At 38.5% G+C, this 21,479-nt stretch carries 20 protein-coding genes, 1 pseudogene and 1 other annotated feature; all 21 genes and pseudogenes read left to right on the forward strand.

Features of this window, described 5'->3' with window-relative positions:
• Window positions 1–1,368: ribonuclease R family protein (locus SINDD18_RS11205; RefSeq protein ID WP_241497313.1), on the forward strand; the 1,368-nt coding region annotated here is incomplete at its 5' end.
• Window positions 1,331–1,798: an SsrA-binding protein SmpB gene (gene smpB, locus SINDD18_RS02665; protein WP_001051741.1), complete on the forward strand. Its 468-nt coding sequence runs from the start codon at window positions 1,331–1,333 to the stop codon at window positions 1,796–1,798. The genes SINDD18_RS11205 and smpB, both read left to right, overlap by 38 nt.
• A gap of 14 nt (window positions 1,799–1,812) precedes the next feature.
• Window positions 1,813–2,673 (forward strand): SAM-dependent methyltransferase TehB, encoded by an 861-nt coding sequence (gene tehB / locus SINDD18_RS02670; RefSeq protein ID WP_061862982.1) that lies wholly within the window; start codon window positions 1,813–1,815, stop codon window positions 2,671–2,673.
• A 198-nt stretch (window positions 2,674–2,871) separates the two neighbouring features.
• Complete coding sequence (locus SINDD18_RS02675; protein WP_061862983.1) at window positions 2,872–4,020, forward strand: DUF1887 family protein; 1,149 nt, start codon at window positions 2,872–2,874, stop codon at window positions 4,018–4,020.
• 95 nt (window positions 4,021–4,115) lie between these two features.
• A complete protein-coding gene (locus tag SINDD18_RS02680) occupies window positions 4,116–5,072 on the forward strand; it encodes a competence protein CoiA (protein WP_061862984.1) in 957 nt (318 codons plus the stop codon).
• Between the two features lie 18 nt (window positions 5,073–5,090).
• A complete protein-coding gene (pepF, locus tag SINDD18_RS02685) occupies window positions 5,091–6,893 on the forward strand; it encodes an oligoendopeptidase F (RefSeq protein WP_049525833.1) in 1,803 nt (600 codons plus the stop codon).
• A gap of 5 nt (window positions 6,894–6,898) precedes the next feature.
• Window positions 6,899–7,612 (forward strand): O-methyltransferase, encoded by a 714-nt coding sequence (locus SINDD18_RS02690; protein WP_081108239.1) that lies wholly within the window; start codon window positions 6,899–6,901, stop codon window positions 7,610–7,612.
• 73 nt (window positions 7,613–7,685) lie between these two features.
• Window positions 7,686–8,627 (forward strand): peptidylprolyl isomerase PrsA, encoded by a 942-nt coding sequence (gene prsA, locus SINDD18_RS02695; protein WP_045763302.1) that lies wholly within the window; start codon window positions 7,686–7,688, stop codon window positions 8,625–8,627.
• Window positions 8,628–8,898: 271 nt separating this feature from the next.
• Window positions 8,899–10,110, forward strand: coding sequence for a cell division peptidoglycan polymerase FtsW (gene ftsW / locus SINDD18_RS02700; RefSeq protein WP_061862985.1), 1,212 nt, complete (start codon window positions 8,899–8,901; stop codon window positions 10,108–10,110).
• A gap of 24 nt (window positions 10,111–10,134) precedes the next feature.
• The gene (ppc, locus tag SINDD18_RS02705; RefSeq protein WP_061862986.1) at window positions 10,135–12,960 is read left to right on the forward strand and encodes a phosphoenolpyruvate carboxylase; all 2,826 of its coding nucleotides are present in this window, start codon (window positions 10,135–10,137) and stop codon (window positions 12,958–12,960) included.
• Between the two features lie 95 nt (window positions 12,961–13,055).
• Window positions 13,056–13,272: a binding site (T-box leader), on the forward strand.
• A gap of 124 nt (window positions 13,273–13,396) precedes the next feature.
• Window positions 13,397–14,398 (forward strand): tryptophan ABC transporter substrate-binding protein, encoded by a 1,002-nt coding sequence (gene trpX, locus SINDD18_RS02710; protein ID WP_000792189.1) that lies wholly within the window; start codon window positions 13,397–13,399, stop codon window positions 14,396–14,398.
• Window positions 14,399–14,459: 61 nt separating this feature from the next.
• Entirely contained in the window at window positions 14,460–15,326 is an 867-nt protein-coding gene (locus SINDD18_RS02715; protein WP_061862987.1) for an ABC transporter permease, read from the forward strand.
• Entirely contained in the window at window positions 15,323–16,081 is a 759-nt protein-coding gene (locus SINDD18_RS02720) for an ABC transporter ATP-binding protein (RefSeq protein WP_061862988.1), read from the forward strand. The genes SINDD18_RS02715 and SINDD18_RS02720 overlap by 4 nt, the downstream gene beginning before the upstream one ends.
• Before the next feature lie 166 nt (window positions 16,082–16,247).
• The gene (locus tag SINDD18_RS10955; RefSeq protein WP_193750825.1) at window positions 16,248–16,415 is read left to right on the forward strand and encodes a hypothetical protein; all 168 of its coding nucleotides are present in this window, start codon (window positions 16,248–16,250) and stop codon (window positions 16,413–16,415) included.
• Between the two features lies 1 nt (window position 16,416).
• A complete protein-coding gene (locus tag SINDD18_RS02725) occupies window positions 16,417–16,725 on the forward strand; it encodes a hypothetical protein (protein WP_061862989.1) in 309 nt (102 codons plus the stop codon).
• Between the two features lie 36 nt (window positions 16,726–16,761).
• Entirely contained in the window at window positions 16,762–17,187 is a 426-nt protein-coding gene (locus SINDD18_RS02730; protein ID WP_061862990.1) for a hypothetical protein, read from the forward strand.
• A gap of 69 nt (window positions 17,188–17,256) precedes the next feature.
• Entirely contained in the window at window positions 17,257–17,640 is a 384-nt protein-coding gene (locus tag SINDD18_RS02735; protein WP_061862991.1) for a hypothetical protein, read from the forward strand.
• A gap of 103 nt (window positions 17,641–17,743) precedes the next feature.
• Complete coding sequence (dnaG, locus tag SINDD18_RS02740) at window positions 17,744–19,504, forward strand: DNA primase (RefSeq protein ID WP_061862992.1); 1,761 nt, start codon at window positions 17,744–17,746, stop codon at window positions 19,502–19,504.
• Window positions 19,505–19,506: 2 nt separating this feature from the next.
• On the forward strand, window positions 19,507–20,616 hold the full coding sequence (gene rpoD / locus SINDD18_RS02745; RefSeq protein ID WP_000201894.1) for an RNA polymerase sigma factor RpoD: 1,110 nt from the start codon (window positions 19,507–19,509) through the stop codon (window positions 20,614–20,616).
• Between the two features lie 17 nt (window positions 20,617–20,633).
• On the forward strand, window positions 20,634–20,963 hold the full coding sequence (locus SINDD18_RS02750) for a metal-sulfur cluster assembly factor (RefSeq protein ID WP_000331926.1): 330 nt from the start codon (window positions 20,634–20,636) through the stop codon (window positions 20,961–20,963).
• Window positions 20,964–21,071: 108 nt separating this feature from the next.
• Window positions 21,072–21,479 (forward strand): annotated as a pseudogene (locus SINDD18_RS11210) (glycosyltransferase); the annotation flags it as partial.

Consider the following 21,479-nt stretch of genomic DNA (forward strand, 5'->3'; position numbering starts at 1 on the left):
CGCCTTTCAAATGGCATCTGTTCTCTTAATCCTCAAGTAGATCGTTTAACCCAATCGGCTATTATGGAAATTGATAAAAATGGTCGGGTTCGTAATTATACTATTACGCAGACAGTTATCAAGACAAGTTTCCGTATGACCTATAGTGATGTGAATGATATCCTAGCAGGCGATGAGGAGAAGAGACAAGAATATAAGAAAATTGTTCCAAGTATCGAACTTATGGCCAAGCTTCATGAAATTCTTGAAGGTATGCGGATTAAGCGTGGAGCTCTCAATTTTGATACCAATGAAGCTAAAATCTTGGTTGACAAGCAAGGGAAACCAGTAGATATTGTTCTTCGTCATCGTGGAACTGCAGAACGTATGATTGAGTCCTTTATGTTGATGGCAAACGAAACAGTTGCAGAGCATTTTAGCAAGCTGAACCTACCTTTTATCTATCGTATCCATGAGGAACCTAAAGCAGAAAAAGTTCAGAAATTTATTGATTACGCTTCAAGTTTTGGTTTGAGAATTTATGGGACTGCCAGTGAGATTAGTCAGGAAGCACTTCAAGACATCATGAGTGCTGTTGAAGGTGAGCCTTATGCGGATGTTCTCTCTATGATGCTTCTGCGTTCTATGCAACAGGCTCGTTATTCTGAGCATAACCATGGGCACTTTGGCCTGGCAGCGGAATATTATACCCACTTTACCAGTCCGATCCGCCGTTATCCGGACCTCTTGGTTCACCGAATGATTCGTGACTATGGACGTTCCAAGGAAATAGCAGAACATTTTGAACAGGTCATTCCAGAGATTGCGACCCAGTCTTCAAATCGTGAGCGCAGAGCTATTGAGGCAGAGCGTGAAGTTGAAGCCATGAAAAAAGCTGAATACATGGAAGAGTTTGTGGGTGAAGAGTATGATGCAGTCGTTTCAAGTATCGTCAAGTTTGGTCTTTTTGTTGAATTGCCAAATACAGTCGAAGGCTTGATTCACATTACTAATTTACCTGAGTTCTATCATTTTAACGAACGTGATTTGACTCTTCGTGGGGAGAAATCAGGGACAACCTTCCGTGTGGGACAACAGATACGCATTCGTGTCGAAAGAGCCGATAAGATGACTGGCGAGATTGATTTCAGCTTTATTCCAAGCGAATTTGATGTCATTGAGAAGGGGTTGAAACCGTTTGGCCGCAAGGATAGAGGTCGTCGTTCGGATAAGAAAGAAGACAAGAGAAAAACTAGCCGCTCAAATGATAAGCGTAAGCATTCTTCGAAGGACAAAAAGAAAAAAAGCAAGAAACCTTTTTACAAAGAAGTAGCAAAGAAAGGAGCTAAGCATGGCAAAGGGCGAGGGAAAGGTCGTCGCGCAAAATAAAAAAGCGCACCACGACTATACTATCGTAGATACGCTAGAAGCAGGAATGGTTCTAACTGGTACAGAAATCAAGAGTGTTCGAGCAGCCCGCATCAATCTGAAAGATGGGTTTGCTCAGGTTAAGAATGGGGAAGTTTGGCTGAGCAATGTCCATATCGCTCCTTATGAGGAAGGCAATATCTGGAATCAGGAACCAGAACGTCGTCGTAAACTTCTCCTTCATAAAAAGCAAATCCAGAAGTTAGAGCAGGAAACAAAAGGAACAGGGATGACGCTGGTTCCACTTAAAGTCTACATCAAAGATGGATATGCCAAGCTTCTTTTAGGGCTTGCTAAAGGAAAACATGACTACGATAAACGTGAGTCAATCAAACGTCGTGAGCAAGATCGCGATATCGCGCGTGTTATGAAAGCAGTTAACCATCGATAGAAAGAGTGAAGAATATGGAAAAACTAGTTGCCTACAAACGGATGCCTGTCTGGAATAAAAACACCATGCCAGAGGCTGTTCAAAGAAAACACAATACTAAGGTCGGAACCTGGGGCAAGATTACCGTATTAAAAGGGGCTCTTAAGTTTATTGAATTGACTGAGGAGGGGGAAGTTATAGCTGAGAACCTCTTTGAAGCAGGTGCTGATAATCCTATGGCGCAACCTCAAGCTTGGCACAGAGTGGAAGCTGTCACAGATGATGTAGAATGGTATCTGGAATTTTATTGTAAACCAGAGGATTATTTCCCAAAGAAATACAATACCAATCCAGTTCATTCGGAGGTTTTAGAAGCTATGCAGACGGTAAAGCCATGTAAGGCACTAGACCTAGGATGTGGTCAAGGAAGAAACGCCCTCTTTCTCGCTCAACATGGATTCGATGTCACAGCAGTGGACCAAAATGAGTTATCCCTTGAAATCTTGCAAAGCATTGTGGAGCAAGAAGATTTAGAAATGCCTGTTGGTCTCTACGACATCAATTCAGCTAGCATAGGCCAAACTTACGATTTTATCGTATCAACGGTTGTGCTCATGTTTTTACAAGCAGAACGTATTCCTGCTATTATCCAAAACATGCAAGAACAAACCTCTATCGGTGGCTACAATCTTATCGTTTGTGCCATGGACACGGAGGATTATCCTTGCTCAGTGAACTTCCCATTCACCTTTAAAGAGGGAGAATTGGCCAATTACTACAAGGATTGGGAGTTAGTGAAGTACAATGAAAACCCTGGTCATCTCCACCGTCGTGATGAAAATGGCAATCGTATCCAACTACGCTTTGCAACCATGTTGGCTAAAAAAGTAAAATAAAAATCTTAAAACGAATAGCTATCCATTTCTATTCGTTTTTTTATATAAAGACTTGAGGGCCAATCAACTGAATTATGCTATACTAGATGTGTAGAAAATACTAAAGACAATCTCTTAACCCATATTTCTATGAAGTTTATTCTAAGTAATTTTAAATTTTCCATACAACTAGCAAATTTTTAATAGAGAGGTAGCGATATGCCTAGTCTTTTAGTCGAACTTTTTGATCATCACACTATCGAGAAAAATGTTTATCAGACTTTTATTTGTGATTGTGATGAGGTTTTATTTCTCTCCCTGAAAAAAATTACAGAAGATGAAAGACTGGCCTTGAAACATTTTTTGTTGGATCAAGTTTCCCATGTAAAGCAAGTGCATTTTAGGCAAATAAGTCTAGATAAGATTACGGATGATTTGAATCTTTTCTTGACTAACTATGATTCAGTGACCTTAGATGTTTTTGGAGGAGATTCGATATTAGCTATTTTCCTGTATCAATATGGTTTGGAAAAGCAATTACCGATTATTGCAATAGATATTGAGCAAGGAAAACAATTTAAATGGAAAATGGGTAAAGTGGAGAAGGAAGAGTTAGTGATTCCTAACCTAACCATTGAACAGTTGATGGCCTTAAGGGGTGGTAAACTCATCAAATCGAAACAACCTAAATACAGTCCGAAACAAATTACTGCCATCAAAAAACTAGCAAACTATGCAATTTTAAACCCAGAAGAATGGTATCAAATCACTCAATTCTTTGCATTAGCAAAAACAACTGATTTTCACGCTGAAACAGCAAGAGTTTTGGAAAGTAACGGTAAAAAGTACCCTTATCCAGAATCTATGATTCCTCTACTAACAGAAGCTAACTTGATTCATATTGATGAGGAAAGTTCCGATCATATTAGTTACACTTTTTCTAGCCCTGAGGCACAATTACTCTGTCGCACAAAAGGTCACATTTTAGAATTATATCTCTATCTTTTAGCGATAGAGTCAGAGTACTTTGATGAATGTATGATAGGGGCAGAAATTGACTGGAATGGTATTTTCCCTGAAGTTGATAATGTACAAAATGAAATTGATGTTGTCCTCCGTAAAGGTCAATCCATTATTTTTATATCTTGTAAAATGACAGACTTGTCTGTGGAAGCTATTAATGAATTAGAGGTATATGCCAATCATTTTGCTGGTGAAACTTGTTTGAAATTAATTGTTTGCTCTGGCAAAATCAATCCCGTATATAATCATCGTTGTCAAGAGTATGGTGTGTTGGTGATTAAACAAGATCAAATTTCAAATCTGATTCCCATGTTACAAAAACAGATCAAAAAGCATAAAATATGAGCTGGGTTAAAGGATTATCCTCAAAATATAATGGAAAGGCTGGTTTTCTCAGCCTTTTTCTTATCCTTTTCGAATAAAGTAGAAAAGGAGGTTTTATGTTTTTAGCTAGAGATGAAAATGGGCACCTAGTCAATGCCTTGGAGGATGAACTAGTCAAACAAGCTTATTATTGTCCAGCTTGTGGAACAAGTGTCCGCATGAGAAAAGGAAAAAATGTGAGAAGGCATTTTGCGCATGAAAGTCTCAAAAAATGTGATTTTTTCCATGAAAATGAAGGACCAGAGCATCTGGAAAACAAGAAAAGACTGTTTTATTGGGCTAAGGAGAATGATGAGGTTGAAATGGAATATCCCATACCTGAACTGAAGCAAATCGCAGATATCTTTATCAATAAGCAACTAGCTCTAGAAATTCAGTGTAGTCCCATTTCTTGTGAACTTTTAAGGGAGAGAAGCAATGGTTATCGAAGTCTCGGGATTCAAGTTTTGTGGTTACTTGGAGAAAAACTATGGATTAAAGAGCGACTAACTCAACTTCAGAGAGATTTTCTTTACTTTAGTAATAACATGGGTTTTTATCTTTGGGAGTTAGACCATAAAAGACAAGTTTTGAGACTTAAGTACCTACTTCACCAAGATTTGAAAGGGAAACTCCATTATCAAATCAAGGAATTTTCTTATGACAAAGGAAATCTTCTAGAAATATTACGGACTCCTTATCAGCAACAAAATCTTATCACTTTTTCGGTTGAACAAGATAAAAACATTTGTCGTTACATTCAAAAACAACTCTACTATCAAAATCCCTATTGGATGAAGCAACAAGCCAAGGCCTACTTGAGAGGGGAGAACCTTTTGAATCTGAAGAATCAGGACTGGTATCCTCAAGTAAGGCCGATAGAAAACGGATCTTTTTGTCAAATAAAACAGGATATTAGTGATTATTATCGTAATTTTCGAATTTATTATCAAAAAAATCCTCAAACTGAGTTACAAAAGCTCTATCCACCTGCCTTTTATCAGCAATATTTCTTAAAAAATATGGTAAAATAGAAAGGATGGAGGAAACTTATGGTATTACAACGAAATGAAATCAATGAAAAAGATACATGGGATCTATCAACGATCTTTGAAACAGACCAAAAATGGGAAGAAGAACTTGCCCTTTTAACGGAAGATACAAAACAAGCAGCTAGTCTTGAGGGCCATCTCTTGGATAGTGCAGAAAGCCTTCTTGATATTACAGAGCGTTATCTGGACTTGAGTCGTCGCCTTGAAAAACTTTATGTCTATGCACACATGAAAAACGACCAGGATACACGAGTAGCTAAATATCAAGAATACTATGCAAAAGCCATGGCTCTTTATAGTCAACTTGATCAAGTCTTCTCTTTCTATGAGCCTGAATTTATGGCTATAACAGAAGATCAGTATCAAAACTTTTTGGAAGAAGAACCAAAACTCCAGCCTTATAAACACTTCTTTGATAAACTATTGCAAAATAAGGACCATGTCCTTTCACAACGTGAAGAAGAGTTGCTTGCAGGTGCTGGTGAAATCTTCGGTGCTGCTAGTGAAACCTTTGCTATTTTAGATAATGCAGATATCGTCTTTCCATTTGTTAAAGATGAAGATGGAAATGAAGTTCAATTGTCACACGGCGTTTATATGCGCTTGGTAGAATCTAAAAATCGTGAGGTTCGTCGTGGAGCTTATGAAGCCCTCTATGCTACTTATGAGCAATACCAGCACACTTACGCTAAAACCTTGCAGACCAATGTTAAAGTGCAAAACTACCGTGCAAAAGTTCGAAACTATAAGAGTGCGCGTGAAGCAGCTCTTGCAGCAAACTTTGTGCCAGAAAGTGTTTATGATAATCTAGTATCTGCTGTTCGTAAGCATTTGCCACTCTTGCATCGTTATCTGGCTCTTCGCTCAAAAATCCTTGGTATTCCAGACCTCAAAATGTACGATGTCTATACACCATTGTCTTCAGTGGAATACAGCTTTACTTATGAGGAAGCCTTGAAGAAGGCAGAAGAAGCTTTGGCAGTTCTTGGTGAGGATTACATGAGCCGAGTTAAACGTGCCTTCAGCGAACGTTGGATTGATGTGTATGAAAATCAAGGCAAGCGTTCAGGTGCATATTCAGGTGGATCATACGATACAAATGCCTTCATGCTCCTTAACTGGCAGGATAACCTCGATAATCTCTTTACTCTTGTCCATGAGACAGGTCACAGTATGCATTCAAGCTATACGCGTGAAACACAACCTTATGTATACGGAGATTACTCAATCTTCTTGGCAGAAATTGCTTCAACAACTAATGAAAACATCCTGACAGAAAAATTATTACAAGAAGTTCAAGATGACGCAACACGCTTTGCCATTCTCAACAATTTCTTGGATGGTTTCCGTGGAACAGTATTCCGCCAAACTCAATTTGCTGAATTTGAACATGCTATCCACCAAGCCGATCAAAATGGTGAAGTCTTGACAAGTGAGTTCCTAAACAATCTCTATGCTGACTTGAACCAAGAATATTATGGCTTGAGCAAGGAAGATAATCCTCAAATCCAGTATGAGTGGGCTCGAATTCCTCATTTCTACTATAACTATTATGTATATCAATATTCAACAGGTTTTGCTGCAGCTTCAGCCTTGGCTGAAAAGATTGTTCATGGTAGCCAAGAGGATCGTGATCGCTATATTGACTACCTCAAAGCAGGGAAGTCAGACTATCCACTCAATATCATGCGTAAAGCGGGCGTTGACATGGAAAAAGAAGATTACCTCAACGATGCCTTTGCAGTCTTTGAACGCCGTTTGGATGAGTTTGAAGCCCTTGTTGAAAAATTAGGATTGGCATAAGGCAGATGGTAAAGTCTTATAGTAAAAATGCCAATCATAACATGCGACGTCCTGTTGTCAAGCATGAGATTGTCGAGTTCATGCGCCACAGACAAAAGCAGGTGACGGGTTCCCTAAAAGAGCTAGAAAACTTTGCTCGCAAGGAGAATATTCCTATCATTCCTCATGAAACCGTCGCTTATTTTCGTTTCCTTATGGAAACCATTCAACCAAAAAACATTTTAGAAATCGGGACGGCTATTGGCTTTTCTGCCCTTTTGATGGCAGAGCATTCACCTAAGTCAAAAATCACCACTATTGACCGAAATCCTGAGATGATTGGTTTTGCCAAAGAAAATTTTGCAAAATTTGATAGCCACAAACAAATCACTCTCTTAGAAGGTGATGCGGTAGATGTCCTGTCAACGTTGACTGAGACCTATGATTTTGTATTTATGGATTCTGCCAAGTCCAAATACATCGTCTTTCTACCAGAAATCCTCAAACACCTCGAAGTAGGTGGAGTCGTTGTCTTGGATGATATTTTCCAAGGAGGAGATATTGCGAGGGATATTATGGAAGTTCGACGTGGACAACGGACGATTTATCGTGGCTTGCAAAGACTATTTGATGCAACCTTAGACAATCCTGGCTTAACCGCTAGCTTGGTTCCACTTGGAGATGGGATTCTCATGCTAAGAAAGAATCAAGCAGAAGTAGAACTGCCTGATATTGATTGATTTCAGATATTTTTAAGACAATTTGGTAAAATAGATAAGGTAAACCTTTATTTAGTGAACAAAAGGAGTAAACATGAAGAAAAAACTAATGGCAGGAGCCATCACATTGTTGTCAGTAGCCACTTTGGCTGCTTGTTCAAACAGTTCTGAAGGAACTGACTTGATTAGCATGAAAGGCGATGTTATTACTGAGCATCAATTCTTTGAAGAAGTCAAAAATAATGCGACTGCTCAACAAGTCTTGCTGAATATGACCATTCAAAAAGTTTTTGAAAAACAATATGGTTCAGAAGTAAGTGATAAAGAAGTAGATGATGCAGTAGCAGAAGAACAAAAGAAATACGGTGATAGCTATCAAACAATTCTCGCCCGTTCAGGTATGACTGCAGAAAGCCGTAAAGCTCAAATTCGTACAAGTAAATTAGTTGAGTATGCTGTTAAGAAAGCCGCAGAAGCTGAATTAACAGATGAAAACTACAAAAAAGCTTTTGAAGAGTATACTCCAGAAGTAACGGCTCAAATTATTAAACTTGACAGTGAAGATAAGGCTAAGGAAGTTCTCGCCAAAGCAAAAGAGTCTGGAGCTGACTTTGCACAACTTGCAAAAGACAATTCTACAGATGAAAAGACTAAAGAAAATGGTGGAGAAATCACCTTTGACTCTGCATCAACAGAATTACCAGACGTAGTTAAGAAAGCCGCTTTTGCGCTTGATGTCAACGGAATTTCAGATGTTATCACTGCTCCAGGAACTCAAGCTTATACAAGTAGTTTCTACATTGTTAAGTTGACGAAGAAATCAGAAAAATCTTCTAACTTGGATGATTATAAAGAAAAACTTAAAACAATCATTTTGACTCAAAAACAAAATGATGCAACCTTTGTTCAAGGTGTTATTAGTAAAGAATTGCAAGATGCCAACATTAAAGTTAAAGATCCGGCCTTCCAAAATATCTTTACACAATACATCAAAGGCGAAACAACTTCTGACAGCAGCAGTAGCGCCTCAAACTAAGATAGTAATGAACTACCTTCCTCTGTCTGGAAGGTAGTTTTTAACTTTATAAAATATCAAGATTATAGTTTTATAAGTCCTAGTAACTAAAAACAATCGATAGGTCGGATAAGGGAGCACCCAAGACATTCTTGTTCAGAGTCCGTTTTGAGTAAAATTCGAATGTTTATACTGTAAGAGTTTTTTTCTAGGCTAAAAAATGGTATAATAGCATGTAAAACTAGAAATAATATGGGAAAATTAAAATATTTTTCCGAAAGATAGGTGACATATGAAAATAAGTAAAAGGCACCTGCTGAATTATTCCATTTTGATTCCTTATTTACTGTTATCCGTTTTAGGATTGATAGTAGTTTATTCGACAACGAGTGCAACTCTTATCCAAGAGGGGAAAAGCACCTTACAACTGGTTCGAAACCAAGGAATTTTCTGGATAGCCAGTTTGTTTTTAATTGCCTTGATTTATAAATTAAAATTAGGATTTCTGCGAAATGAGCGACTACTCTTTATTGTCATGTTTGTTGAGCTGATACTGCTAGCACTAGCGCGTTTAATTGGGATTCCTGTCAACGGTGCCTATGGCTGGATTAAGGTTGGTCCCATCACGATTCAACCAGCAGAGTATTTGAAAATTATTATTGTCTGGTATCTAGCACAACGTTTTTCGAAACAACAGGATGAGATAGCTGTTTACGACTTCCAAGTTTTAACCCTTAATCAGTGGCTTCCTCGAGCCTTTAATGATTGGCGTTTTGTTCTACTGGTTATGATTGGTAGTTTGGCGATTTTCCCAGACCTTGGGAATGCTACCATTTTGATTTTGGTATCCTTGCTCATGTATACTATCAGTGGAATAGCTTATCGGTGGTTCACAACTATTCTGGGCTTACTAGCTGGTGTCTCTATGATTTCCTTAACAGCCATTCGGATAATCGGTGTTGAGAAATTCTCTAAAATTCCCGTATTTGGTTATGTTGCCAAGCGGTTCAGTGCTTTTTTCAACCCATTTAATGACTTGGCTGGAGCTGGACACCAGTTGGCCAATTCCTACTATGCCATGGTTAATGGAGGATGGTTTGGTCTGGGATTAGGAAATTCTATTGAAAAACGAGGGTATCTGCCAGAAGCCCATACAGACTTTGTCTTTTCGATTGTCATCGAAGAGTTTGGATTTGTAGGAGCAAGTCTTATTCTCGCTCTCCTATTCTTCTTAATTCTACGAATCATTTTGGTAGGTATTCGAGCAAGGGATCCTTTCAACTCAATGGTAGCAATCGGTATTGGTGGTATGATTCTAATACAGGTTTTTGTTAACATTGGAGGTATTTCAGGCTTGATTCCTTCAACAGGGGTAACCTTCCCTTTCCTTTCGCAAGGGGGGAATAGTCTCTTGGTTCTTTCTGTAGCCATAGCATTTGTATTAAATATTGATGCCAGTGAGAAGCGTGCGCGACTTTTTAGTGAATACGACGCACAGCTTTAAGACATAGATAACAAGGAGAAAAAAATGTCTCTTCAAAAGTTAGAAAATTATAGTAACAAAACGGTCGTACAAGAAGAAGTTCAAATCTTGACAGATATGCTGGAAGATATCACAAAAAATATGCTTCCTGCTGAAACCTTTGATAAGATTATGCACTTGAAGGAACTTTCGTCAAAACTTGACTATCAAGGGCTAGATAAAGTAGTAACAGGTCTTTCAAATGATGAGATGGTCTACATTTCTAGATACTTCTCTATTTTGCCTCTTTTAATTAACATCTCAGAAGATGTTGACTTGGCTTATGAGATTAACCATCTAAATAATGTCGATCAAGACTATCTGGGTAAATTGTCAACAACGATCAAAATGGTGGCTGAAAAAGAAAACGCTGCTGAGATTCTTGAACACTTGAACGTGGTACCAGTTTTGACGGCCCATCCAACTCAGGTTCAACGTAAGAGTATGTTGGATTTGACCACTCATATCCATACCCTTTTGCGTAAATATCGTGACGTGAGAATGGGACTCATCAACAAAGAAAAATGGCATAATGATCTTCGTCGCTATATTGAGATTATCATGCAGACAGATATGATTCGTGAGAAGAAACTAAAAGTAACCAACGAAATCACCAATGTGATGGAGTACTACAATAGTTCCTTCCTACAGGCTGTCCCTAACTTGATGTTAGAGTACAAGCGTCTAGCAAAAGAACAAGGTATTGATCTTAAACAAGCCAAACCAATTACTATGGGAATGTGGATCGGTGGAGACCGTGATGGAAATCCATTTGTAACAGCTGAAACACTTATGCGTTCTGCTACTATCCAAAGTGAAGTGATCTTGAACTATTATATTAGCAAGATTTCTAGTCTCTATCGTACCTTCTCTCTCTCGACTAATTTATCAAAAACTAGTAAAGCTGTTGAAGAAATGGCTGCTCAGTCTGGAGATACATCAGTCTTTCGTGAGAAAGAACCCTATCGTCGCGCCTTTCATTTGATTCAATCCAAATTGATTCAAACACTCTTGAATTTAAAAGAATGGTCTGTTGTTGGCTCGTCAGCTGATGAACGTCATCCTGTTGAACGCCTTCTAGGTACTCAAGGACATCAACAAGGAGTGATTACAGACTATATTAGCAATCGACTTTCAGGAGCTATTCAAGAACTGGCTGAAGATCGTCCACCATTTTACGAAACAGTTGAAGAGTTCAAAAAAGATCTATATACTATTAAGAATTCATTACTTGAAAACAAGGCAGAGTCCTTACTCACAGGTGAATTTGCAGAACTTTTAGAAGCTGTAGAAGTATTTGGTTTCTTCTTGGCTTCCATCGACATGCGTCAAGATTCAAGCGTCCACGAAGCCTGTGTAGCAGAATTGTTGGCATCTGCTGGAATCAATGACCATTATAGTGATTTATCAGAAGATGAAAAATGTGACTTGCTATTGCATGAATTATTAGAAGATCCTCGAATCTTGTCAGCGACTCATGCTGAGAAGTCTGAACTTCTTGAAAAGGAATTAGCAATTTTCCAAACTGCGCGTGAATTAAAAGACCGTTTGGGAGAAGATGTCATTCGTCAAACAATCATCTCTCATGCAACTAGCGTGTCTGATATGTTAGAATTAGCCATCATGCTCAAAGAAGTAGGTCTTGTAGATGCTGAAAAAGCCCGTGTTCAGATTGTTCCTCTCTTTGAAACAATTGAGGACTTGGACCATTCTGAAGAAACGATGAGAAAATATTTCTCTCTACCACTTGCTAAGAAATGGATTGCTTCTAAAAACAACTACCAAGAAATCATGCTTGGCTACTCTGACAGTAACAAGGATGGCGGTTACCTCTCATCTTGTTGGACACTCTATAAGGCGCAAAAACAATTGACTGCTATTGGTGATGAATTCGGAGTCAAAGTAACCTTCTTCCATGGTCGTGGTGGTACCGTTGGTCGTGGTGGTGGACCAACTTATGATGCCATTGCTTCTCAACCGCTCAAATCAATCAAAGATCGTATTCGATTAACTGAACAAGGTGAAGTTATCGGAAATAAATACGGGAACAAGGATGCGGCCTACTATAACCTTGAAATGTTGGTTTCAGCGGCTATCAACCGTATGATCACTAAGAAAAAGAGTGATACCAATACTTCAAATCGCTATGAAGCTATCATGGATCAAGTGGTGGAACGCAGTTACGATATCTACCGTGAGCTAGTATTTGGAAATGAACATTTTTATGATTATTTCTTTGAATCTAGTCCAATCAAGGCTATCTCAAGTTTCAATATCGGTTCTCGTCCAGCGGCTCGTAAAACAATCACTGAAATTGGTGGTTTACGTGCGATTCCTTGGGTATTCTCATGGTCACAAAGTCGTGTTATGTTCCCAGGTTGGTATGGAGTGGGTTCAAGCTTCAAAGAATTCATCGATCAAGATCCAAAAAATATCGAATATCTTCGTGATATGTATCAAAATTGGCCATTCTTCCAGTCACTCTTATCTAACGTAGATATGGTATTATCTAAATCAAATATGAATATCGCCTTTGAGTACGCTAAACTTTGTGAAAGTGAAGAAGTACAAGCAATCTACTATACTATCTTGGATGAATGGCAGTTGACTAAGGACGTTATCTTGGCTATTGAAGGCCATGAGGAGCTCTTGGCAGAAAATACTTATTTGAAAGACAGTCTTAACTACCGCATGCCTTATTTCAATATCCTTAACTATATTCAGTTGGAATTAATTAAGCGTCAACGTCGAGGTGAGCTATCTTCAGATGAAGAAAGATTAATCCATACAACTATCAACGGAATTGCTACAGGATTACGTAATTCAGGCTGATACAAGTTAGATTTTATAAAAAAACGTAGGAATTTTTGTTAATATTTAAAATAATTCATGAAAACCCTTGACAAGTTTTAGTAAAATGATATAATTTAAGCATTCAGAAAGTAATCATTGAAATTTTTTAGAGAGTCTGTGGTTGGTGGAAACAGATAGGTGGAAGTGATGAAAATTGGGCTGAATGTTATTAAGAATTTGAAATCATAAGAATTCGGTGAGCACACCTTATAGTGCAACTCGTTTTAGCGAGTAAGAGCGATAGGACTAGTTCCTATAATTGAGGTGGCACCGCGCATCGACGTCCTCACACAAGTTTTTTGTGTGAGGACTTTTTCTATGGGGAGGAAAAAATTATGGAAATCAAACGATGGCGTCGCTTGAATAAGTGATTGAATAAAAAAATAATAAGTTAAGAAGAAATAAGGAGAAAATTATGAAAAACAAACGTCTACTCGGTATTATCGTAGCATTAGCACTTGTAGTTGGAGGAAGCTTAGTATATTCTAGCTTAACGAAACAAGAAACTAAAACTGAGACAGCTAATAAAACTGCTAAGGTTGGTGTTCTTCAGTTTGTAAGCCACCCATCGCTTGACTTGATCTACCAAGGTATCCAAGATGGACTTGCTGAAGAAGGCTATAAAGGTGACCAAGTCAAAATCGACTTTATGAACTCAGAAGGTGACCAAAGTAAGGTTGCGACAATGAGTAAACAATTGGTGGCAAATGGAAATGATGTCGTTGTCGGTATTGCAACACCAGCAGCTCAAGGTCTTGCAAGTGCAACAAAAGACCTTCCTGTTATCATGGCAGCTATTACAGACCCAATTGGTGCTAACCTTGTACAAAACTTGGAAAAACCAGGTGGGAACATCACAGGGGTATCTGACCACAACCCTGCTGAACAACAGGTTGAATTGATCAAAACATTGACTCCTGATGTGAAAACAGTTGGAGCTCTTTACTCAAGTAGTGAAGATAACTCAAAATCACAAGTTGAAGAATTCAAGGCATACGCTGAAAAAGCTGGTTTGAAAGTCGAAACATTCGCAGTTCCTTCAACGAACGAAATTGCTTCAACAGTGAACGTTATGACTGGTAAAGTAGATGCAATCTGGGTTCCAATCGATAACACAATCGCATCTGCATTCTCAACTGTCGTTTCAAGCAATCAAACAGCTAAAAAACCAATCTACCCAAGTGCGACTGCCATGGTAGAAGCTGGAGGTTTGGCATCAGTTGTTGTTGACCAACACGATCTTGGTGTTGCTACTGGTAAAATGATTGCCAAAGTTTTGAAGGGTGAAAAACCTGCAGATACACCAGTCAATGTCTTCTCAACTGGTAAATCAGTGATCAATAAAAAAGTTGCTCAAGAACTTGGAATCACTATTCCTGAATCAGTTCTCAAAGAAGCTGGCCAAGTAATCGAATAAGAATGAAGGAGGAGTTGGAGACATCTCCTCCAATTTTTAGAATAAAGGAAATGAATCAAACATGCTAATATCAATTATTTCACAGGGATTGGTCTGGGCTATCCTGGGCTTGGGAATCTTTATGACCTTTCGAATCTTGAACTTCCCAGATATGACAACGGAGGGCTCTTTCCCATTGGGAGGAGCGGTAGCAGTGACTCTCATTACCCAAGGGGTTAATCCTTTTCTTGCTACTTTAGCGGCTATAGGGGCAGGGTGTCTTGCTGGTTTAGCAGCGGGGTTATTATATACCAAAGGGAAAATTCCAACTCTTTTATCAGGAATTTTAGTCATGACTTCTTGTCATTCTATCATGCTCATGATTATGGGACGAGCTAACCTTGGGCTCTTAGGAACAAAACAAATCCAGGATGTTCTTCCATTTTCATCAGAGGTTAATCAATTACTGACAGGTATAATCTTTGTGACTTTGGTTATCCTTCTCATGCTTTTCTTCCTAGATACTAAATTGGGACAAGCTTATATCGCAACAGGAGATAATCCAGATATGGCTCGTAGTTTTGGTATCAATACTGGACGTATGGAGTTGATGGGCTTGGTTTTGTCAAATGGTGTGATCGCCCTTGCTGGCGCTCTTATCGCTCAACAAGAAGGTTACGCAGATGTTTCTCGTGGTATCGGGGTTATCGTAGTTGGACTTGCTAGCTTGATTATCGGTGAGGTTCTCTTTAAGAGTCTTACCTTAGCAGAACGCTTGGTTACTATTGTAGTTGGTTCCATCAGCTATCAATTCTTGGTATGGGGAGTCATTGCTCTTGGCTTTAATACTAGCTACCTCCGTCTATACAGTGCCCTTATCCTAGCAACTTGTCTAGTCATTCCAACTCTTAAGGATAAATACTTGAAAGGAGTCAAGTTAAGCAAATGACATCAATTGTAGAATTAAAAAATGCCACAAAAATTGTGACAAATGGCTTTGACGAAGAAAAGATTATTCTAAACGATGTTTCACTTGATATTTATGAACATGACTTCATCACAATCTTGGGTGGAAATGGTGCAGGGAAATCAACCCTCTTTAATAGCATTGCAGGAACTTTGCCCTTGACTAGTGGGACTATTCGTATTATGGGTGAGGATGTGACTCGTTTTAGTCCTGAAAAACGCGCTAAGTACCTTTCTCGTGTCTTTCAGGATCCTAAGATGGGAACTGCCCCTCGTATGACAGTTGCAGAAAATCTATTGATTGCAAAGTTCCGTGGTGAAAAACGTGGACTTTTTCCGAGAAGACTCTCAGCTTACAAGGAAGAATTTCAAGCAACCATTGAGAAAGTCGGAAATGGGCTAGAAAAACACTTGGATACACCGATTGAATTCTTGTCAGGTGGACAAAGACAGGCCTTGAGTCTATTGATGGCAACCTTGAAACGTCCAGAGCTCCTTTTACTGGATGAACACACAGCTGCTCTTGACCCTAAAACAAGTGTCGCCTTGATGGAATTGACAAATGACTTTATCAACAAGGACCATCTAACAGCTTTGATGATTACTCACCATATGGAAGATGCTCTCAAGTATGGAAATCGCCTCATTGTTATGAAAGAAGGACGAATCATCCAAGATTTGAATAAGGATGAAAAAGCCAAGATGAAGATTTCAGATTACTATCAGTTGTTTGAGTAATTGATTTTAAATAATTAATATAAAAAACTTAGAGGTGGAATTTTTACTTCTAAGTTTTTTTGTTGTTTTAAAATATTATTTATATTTCTCTTTTCGTCTTTTTTCCTTTATAATATAATCAATCTAAGAATCTTAAACTTTGATAGAGGAGTAAGGAGATAAAAACATGGCATACACACAAGAAGATTTTCAGGAATGGATTTTTCAGATTGGATTTAAGATGGACTATTTTACTAGGGAGTTTGCTGAGGAACAAGGCCTTCATTTAGACTATAGCATGAAGTCTTTGGATGATTTGGAGGCTTGGAGCTTGGCTCATAAGGGAGGAGATTAAAGTGACGATAGAAACAGAGTTGAAAAAAATTGGTAAAAGTTTATCTTTAATAAATGATAGTCAAACCTCTAACAAGATATCTTCTACTAATTTAGAAAATATAGATGATATTTTAAATGATTATTTACCCCTTCATTTAAAATGGATAGAGAAGGGAAATTCTTGGATTGTTGAGTCATTAAGTGAGAATCGTCAATTAGATAGACAAGCCTTTTCTCAGTTACTTGTAGGTGTTAGAAACTTATATCTTGATTTAGAGGAACTTCAAGATTTACTGATTGAAGTATCAAATGAAATAGATGAAAATTAGAGGTTTAAAACGTAAAATAGAATAATGAAGGTATATATGACATCAGAGCTAGAAACTAAAAATGAAGAATGGGTAGAAGTCTTTAAAGGTTTGATTCCTGTAGATAAGTATAGATTAAAGGTCTTGTTGACAAATTTAGCAGATGAGCAAGAAATTAGACTGATTGGAGAACAGAACCGTTTTAAATTATCATGTTTTTGCTATGATGAAGCACGATTCTTTAGCAGGGAATTGTATTTATCTGCAATTCTGGATAAAGAGATGTTTAAAAAATTTGAAAAAAATAATTTTCAAAATATCATTTATGAAGTCAAAAATAGTCAATTAGTGAATAAACTCGGATATACAGCCTATGGTAGTGCAGGAGCTCTGTATTCACAACATTATATAATCATAACTCAAGATAGTGTAGTGGAGATTCTTGTGTCTGCAAATTCTGATTTAAGTATCAGTCAATACTAGAAAATTTGCTAATTAAATATGTACACCGCTGTAGCACAATTATCAGAAAATAGAACTTGGAGAAATGATATGGAAAAATGGACGGAAATTAAATCGGGCTTCATCCCTTTTGGTGACTATGGTATTGAGATAAATATAGATGGGGATACTTTAATTGCCTACTTGGAAGATTCAGAAAAATTTAAATTTACCTTTACAAAAGTTTGGGCTTTCCGTTCAGTCTACGAAAGTTTAGAATTAATAGATAGTTACTGGGAGCAAGGATTAGCAAAGAACAGACCACATTATCTGACCAACTATATCTATGAAGTCGAGAATGCAGAATTTGGTGACTTGGTCGCTTCTGCAGATGTAGTGAATAAAAAACTCCATCACTACAAATTAATGTCGACGCATTTTTTAGTGGATATTGTATCTGAAAATGATGTAAAAGTGGAGAAAGTGACTAGCTAGTTTTATGAAATAGTCTCATGTAAAGTGTATGAAATAGTTTACTTTTTTTCAGAAATAAGCTATACTAGTTAGAGTAAACTGTGATAAAATGGAGGTATTGTCTATGGTTGACAAGAGACTCATCGAAGAGATCAAAAACAATACCAATATTGTCGAAATCATAGGAGAAGTGATTTCTTTACAAAAATCTGGACGGAACTTTTTAGGGCTCTGTCCTTTTCATGGTGAAAAGACCCCTTCCTTTAACGTGGTTGAAGATAAGCAGTTTTACCACTGCTTTGGATGTGGTCGTTCTGGAGATGTTTTTAAGTTTATCGAGGAGTATCAGCAAGTAACCTTTGCGGATGCGGTGAGGATATTAGCTGAGAGACTTGGGATTCAGATGGCAGCGCCTGTTCAAGGTTCTGTACAGCCTAGGTCGCCCCATCAAAATCTCTACGATATGCATGAGAAAGCCGCTCGTTTTTATCATGCCATTCTCATGACGACTAAGATGGGTGAAGAGGCGAGAAACTATCTCTATAAACGTGGCTTAACAGATGATGTTCTCAAGCATTTTATGATTGGTTTGGCTCCAGCAGAACGCTCTTATCTCTATCAACGTTTAGCAGATGATTATAGTGAGAAGGACTTGCTGGATTCGGGTTTGTTTTATCTATCTGAGAGTAACCAATTCTTTGATACCTTTCATAATCGCATTATGTTTCCTCTTTCAAATGATCAAGGAAAGGTGATTGCCTTTTCTGGTCGTGTATGGCAAGAGACTGATTCTCAAACTGGAAAGTATAAAAATAGTCGAGCGACGGCAATTTTTAACAAAAGTTACGAATTATATCATTTGGAGAGGGTAAAAAAAGGATCAGGCAAGGCTCCTGAAATCTACCTGATGGAAGGATTTATGGATGTCATTGCGGCATATCGTGCTGGTATTGAAAATGCAGTTGCTTCTATGGGTACCGCACTGACGAGTGAACATGTGGAGCATCTGAAACGCTTTACCAAAAAAGTGATCGTCACCTATGACGGAGATAAGGCTGGGCAAGCTGCGACGGCTAAAGCCTTGGATGAGCTTAAAGATATACCTGTCCAAGTCGTCCAGATTCCTGACGCAATGGATCCAGATGAATATTTGCAGAAAAACTCTCCTCAAGACTTAGCTTATCTCTTAACCAATACACGCATTAGTCCTGTTGAGTTTTACATTCATCATTTCAGACCTGAAAATAGTGAAAATCTACAAGCTCAGATTGAATTTATAGAGAAAATTGCCCCCTTAATCGCAAAGGAACCCTCTATCACAGCTCAGAATTCCTACATTCACATTTTGACGGATCACTTGCCCTCTTTTGACTATCAGCAAGTCGAACATATTGTCAATGAAAGTCGTGTCAGACAGAGAAAGGAGAAGGTCAAGGAGACCTATAGTCCCAGTCCTGTCATCATGTCTGTCACAAAGCAACTGACAGCAGTGATGAGAGCAGAGGCCCATATCCTCTATCGAATGATGGAACATCCCTTGGTGCTTAATGACTATCGCTTAAGAGAGGATTTTATCTTTGAAACTCCAGAGTTTCAGACCTTGTATGGACTCTTGATTGATAATGGAAGTATCTCATCTGAGGATTTGGCTCATCAGACCAGAGAAGTGGAGAGTGCGTGGTATCAAGTCCTAGCCTTAGATTTGCCACCTGAGATGTCCCCTCACGAGTTAGCCGAAGTGGAAGAGTCTCGAAAAAGAGCTCTTTTGAATCAGGAAAATCTGCAAATTAAAAAGAAAGTTCAGGAAGCTAGCCATGTCGGTGATACAGACACTGCATTAGAAGAGCTAGAACGCTTAATTGCCCAAAAAAGAAGAATGGAGTAAGAATGGCAACAAAACAAAAAGAAGTAACAACCTTTGACGTCCAAGTAGCGGAATTTATTCGCAATCATAAAAAAACTGGTACAGCAACTGATGATGAAATCAATAACGCCCTCGTAATTCCCTTCACTTTAGATGTGGAAGGAATTGAGAATCTTTTGCAACGGATCCAAGATGCTGGTATCTCAATTACGGACAACGAAGGAAATCCAAGTGCGCGTGTTTTGAGCACTGAGGAAGAACCAGAGTTGACTGATGAAGATTTGATTGGTTCAACCTCTGCTAAGGTCAATGACCCTGTCCGTATGTATTTGAAAGAAATCGGGGTTGTGCCTCTGCTTACAAATGAAGAGGAAAAAGAGTTGGCCCTTGCTGTTGAAGCAGGTGACATCGAAGCGAAACAACGCCTTGCAGAAGCTAACCTTCGTCTGGTTGTTTCTATCGCTAAACGTTATGTTGGACGTGGAATGCAGTTCCTTGACCTGATTCAAGAAGGAAACATGGGCTTGATGAAGGCCGTTGATAAATTTGACTACTCTAAAGGGTTCAAATTCTCAACTTATGCGACTTGGTGGATTCGTCAGGCCATTACTCGTGCCATTGCTGACCAAGCTCGTACCATCCGTATCCCAGTTCACATGGTGGAAACAATTAATAAGCTTGTTCGTGAACAACGTAATCTTCTTCAAGAGTTGGGACAAGATCCAACTCCTGAACAAATCGCCGAACGCATGGATATGACACCAGACAAGGTCCGTGAAATCCTCAAGATTGCCCAAGAGCCGGTTTCTCTTGAAACACCAATCGGTGAAGAGGACGATAGCCATCTTGGTGACTTTATCGAGGACGAAGTGATTGAAAATCCAGTTGACTATACAACTCGTATCGTTTTGCGCGAACAATTGGATGAAGTTTTGGATACTCTTACAGATCGTGAAGAAAATGTCTTGCGTCTCCGTTTTGGTCTTGATGATGGGAAAATGCGTACCTTGGAAGATGTTGGTAAAGTCTTCAACGTGACTCGTGAGCGTATCCGTCAGATTGAGGCAAAAGCTTTGAGAAAACTTCGCCAGCCAAGTCGAAGCAAACCACTTCGTGATTTCATTGAAGATTAAGTTGAGGGAGAGTGAAGATGGCTTACACAGAAGAACAAATCGAAAATATCAAAACACGAATTTTGACAGCACTAGAAGAAGTGATTGACCCTGAATTGGGGATTGATATTGTCAATCTAGGCTTGATCTACGAGATTCGTTTTGATGGCGATACAGGTGAGACTGAAATTGATATGACCTTGACAACCATGGGTTGTCCCTTGGCAGATCTTTTAACTGACCAAATCTATGATGCTATGACAGATGTTCCAGAAGTTACTAACGTTGAAGTCAAATTAGTATGGTATCCAGCTTGGACAGTTGAAAAAATGAGTCGTTACGCTCGTATCGCTTTAGGTATCAAGTAAGTATATTATGAAAAGAGAAATAGTGTAGACGCCAGGAATTCCCAGCTTTTATGCTATCTCTCTTTTTATTTGCTGATTTTATTTGAAGAAAATGGTATAATGGTTACTATGGAAAAAGAGAAATTACGCATCAACATGCTAAGTTCGAGTGAAAAGGTAGCAGGACAAGGTGTTTCTGGAGCTTACCGTGAACTTGTGCAACTTTTGAAACGTGATGCGAAAGACCAACTAATTGTAACGGAGAATCTTCCTGTAGAAGCTGATGTTACTCATTTTCATACAATCGACCTTCCTTATTATCTGTCAACTTTTCAAAAGAAGCGTTCAGGTCGTAGAATTGGTTATGTCCACTTCCTACCTGATACCTTAGAAGGTAGTTTGAAGATTCCATTCTTTCTAAAAGGGATTGTTAAGCGCTATGTGTTTTCTTTTTATGACCGTATGGAACACTTGGTTGTGGTTAATCCTACTTTTATCGAAGATTTGGTTGCAGCTGGTATTCCTCGTGAAAAGGTG

Source organism: Streptococcus infantis, assembly GCF_001579645.1.
GTDB classification, from domain to species: Bacteria; Bacillota; Bacilli; order Lactobacillales; family Streptococcaceae; genus Streptococcus; species Streptococcus infantis_E.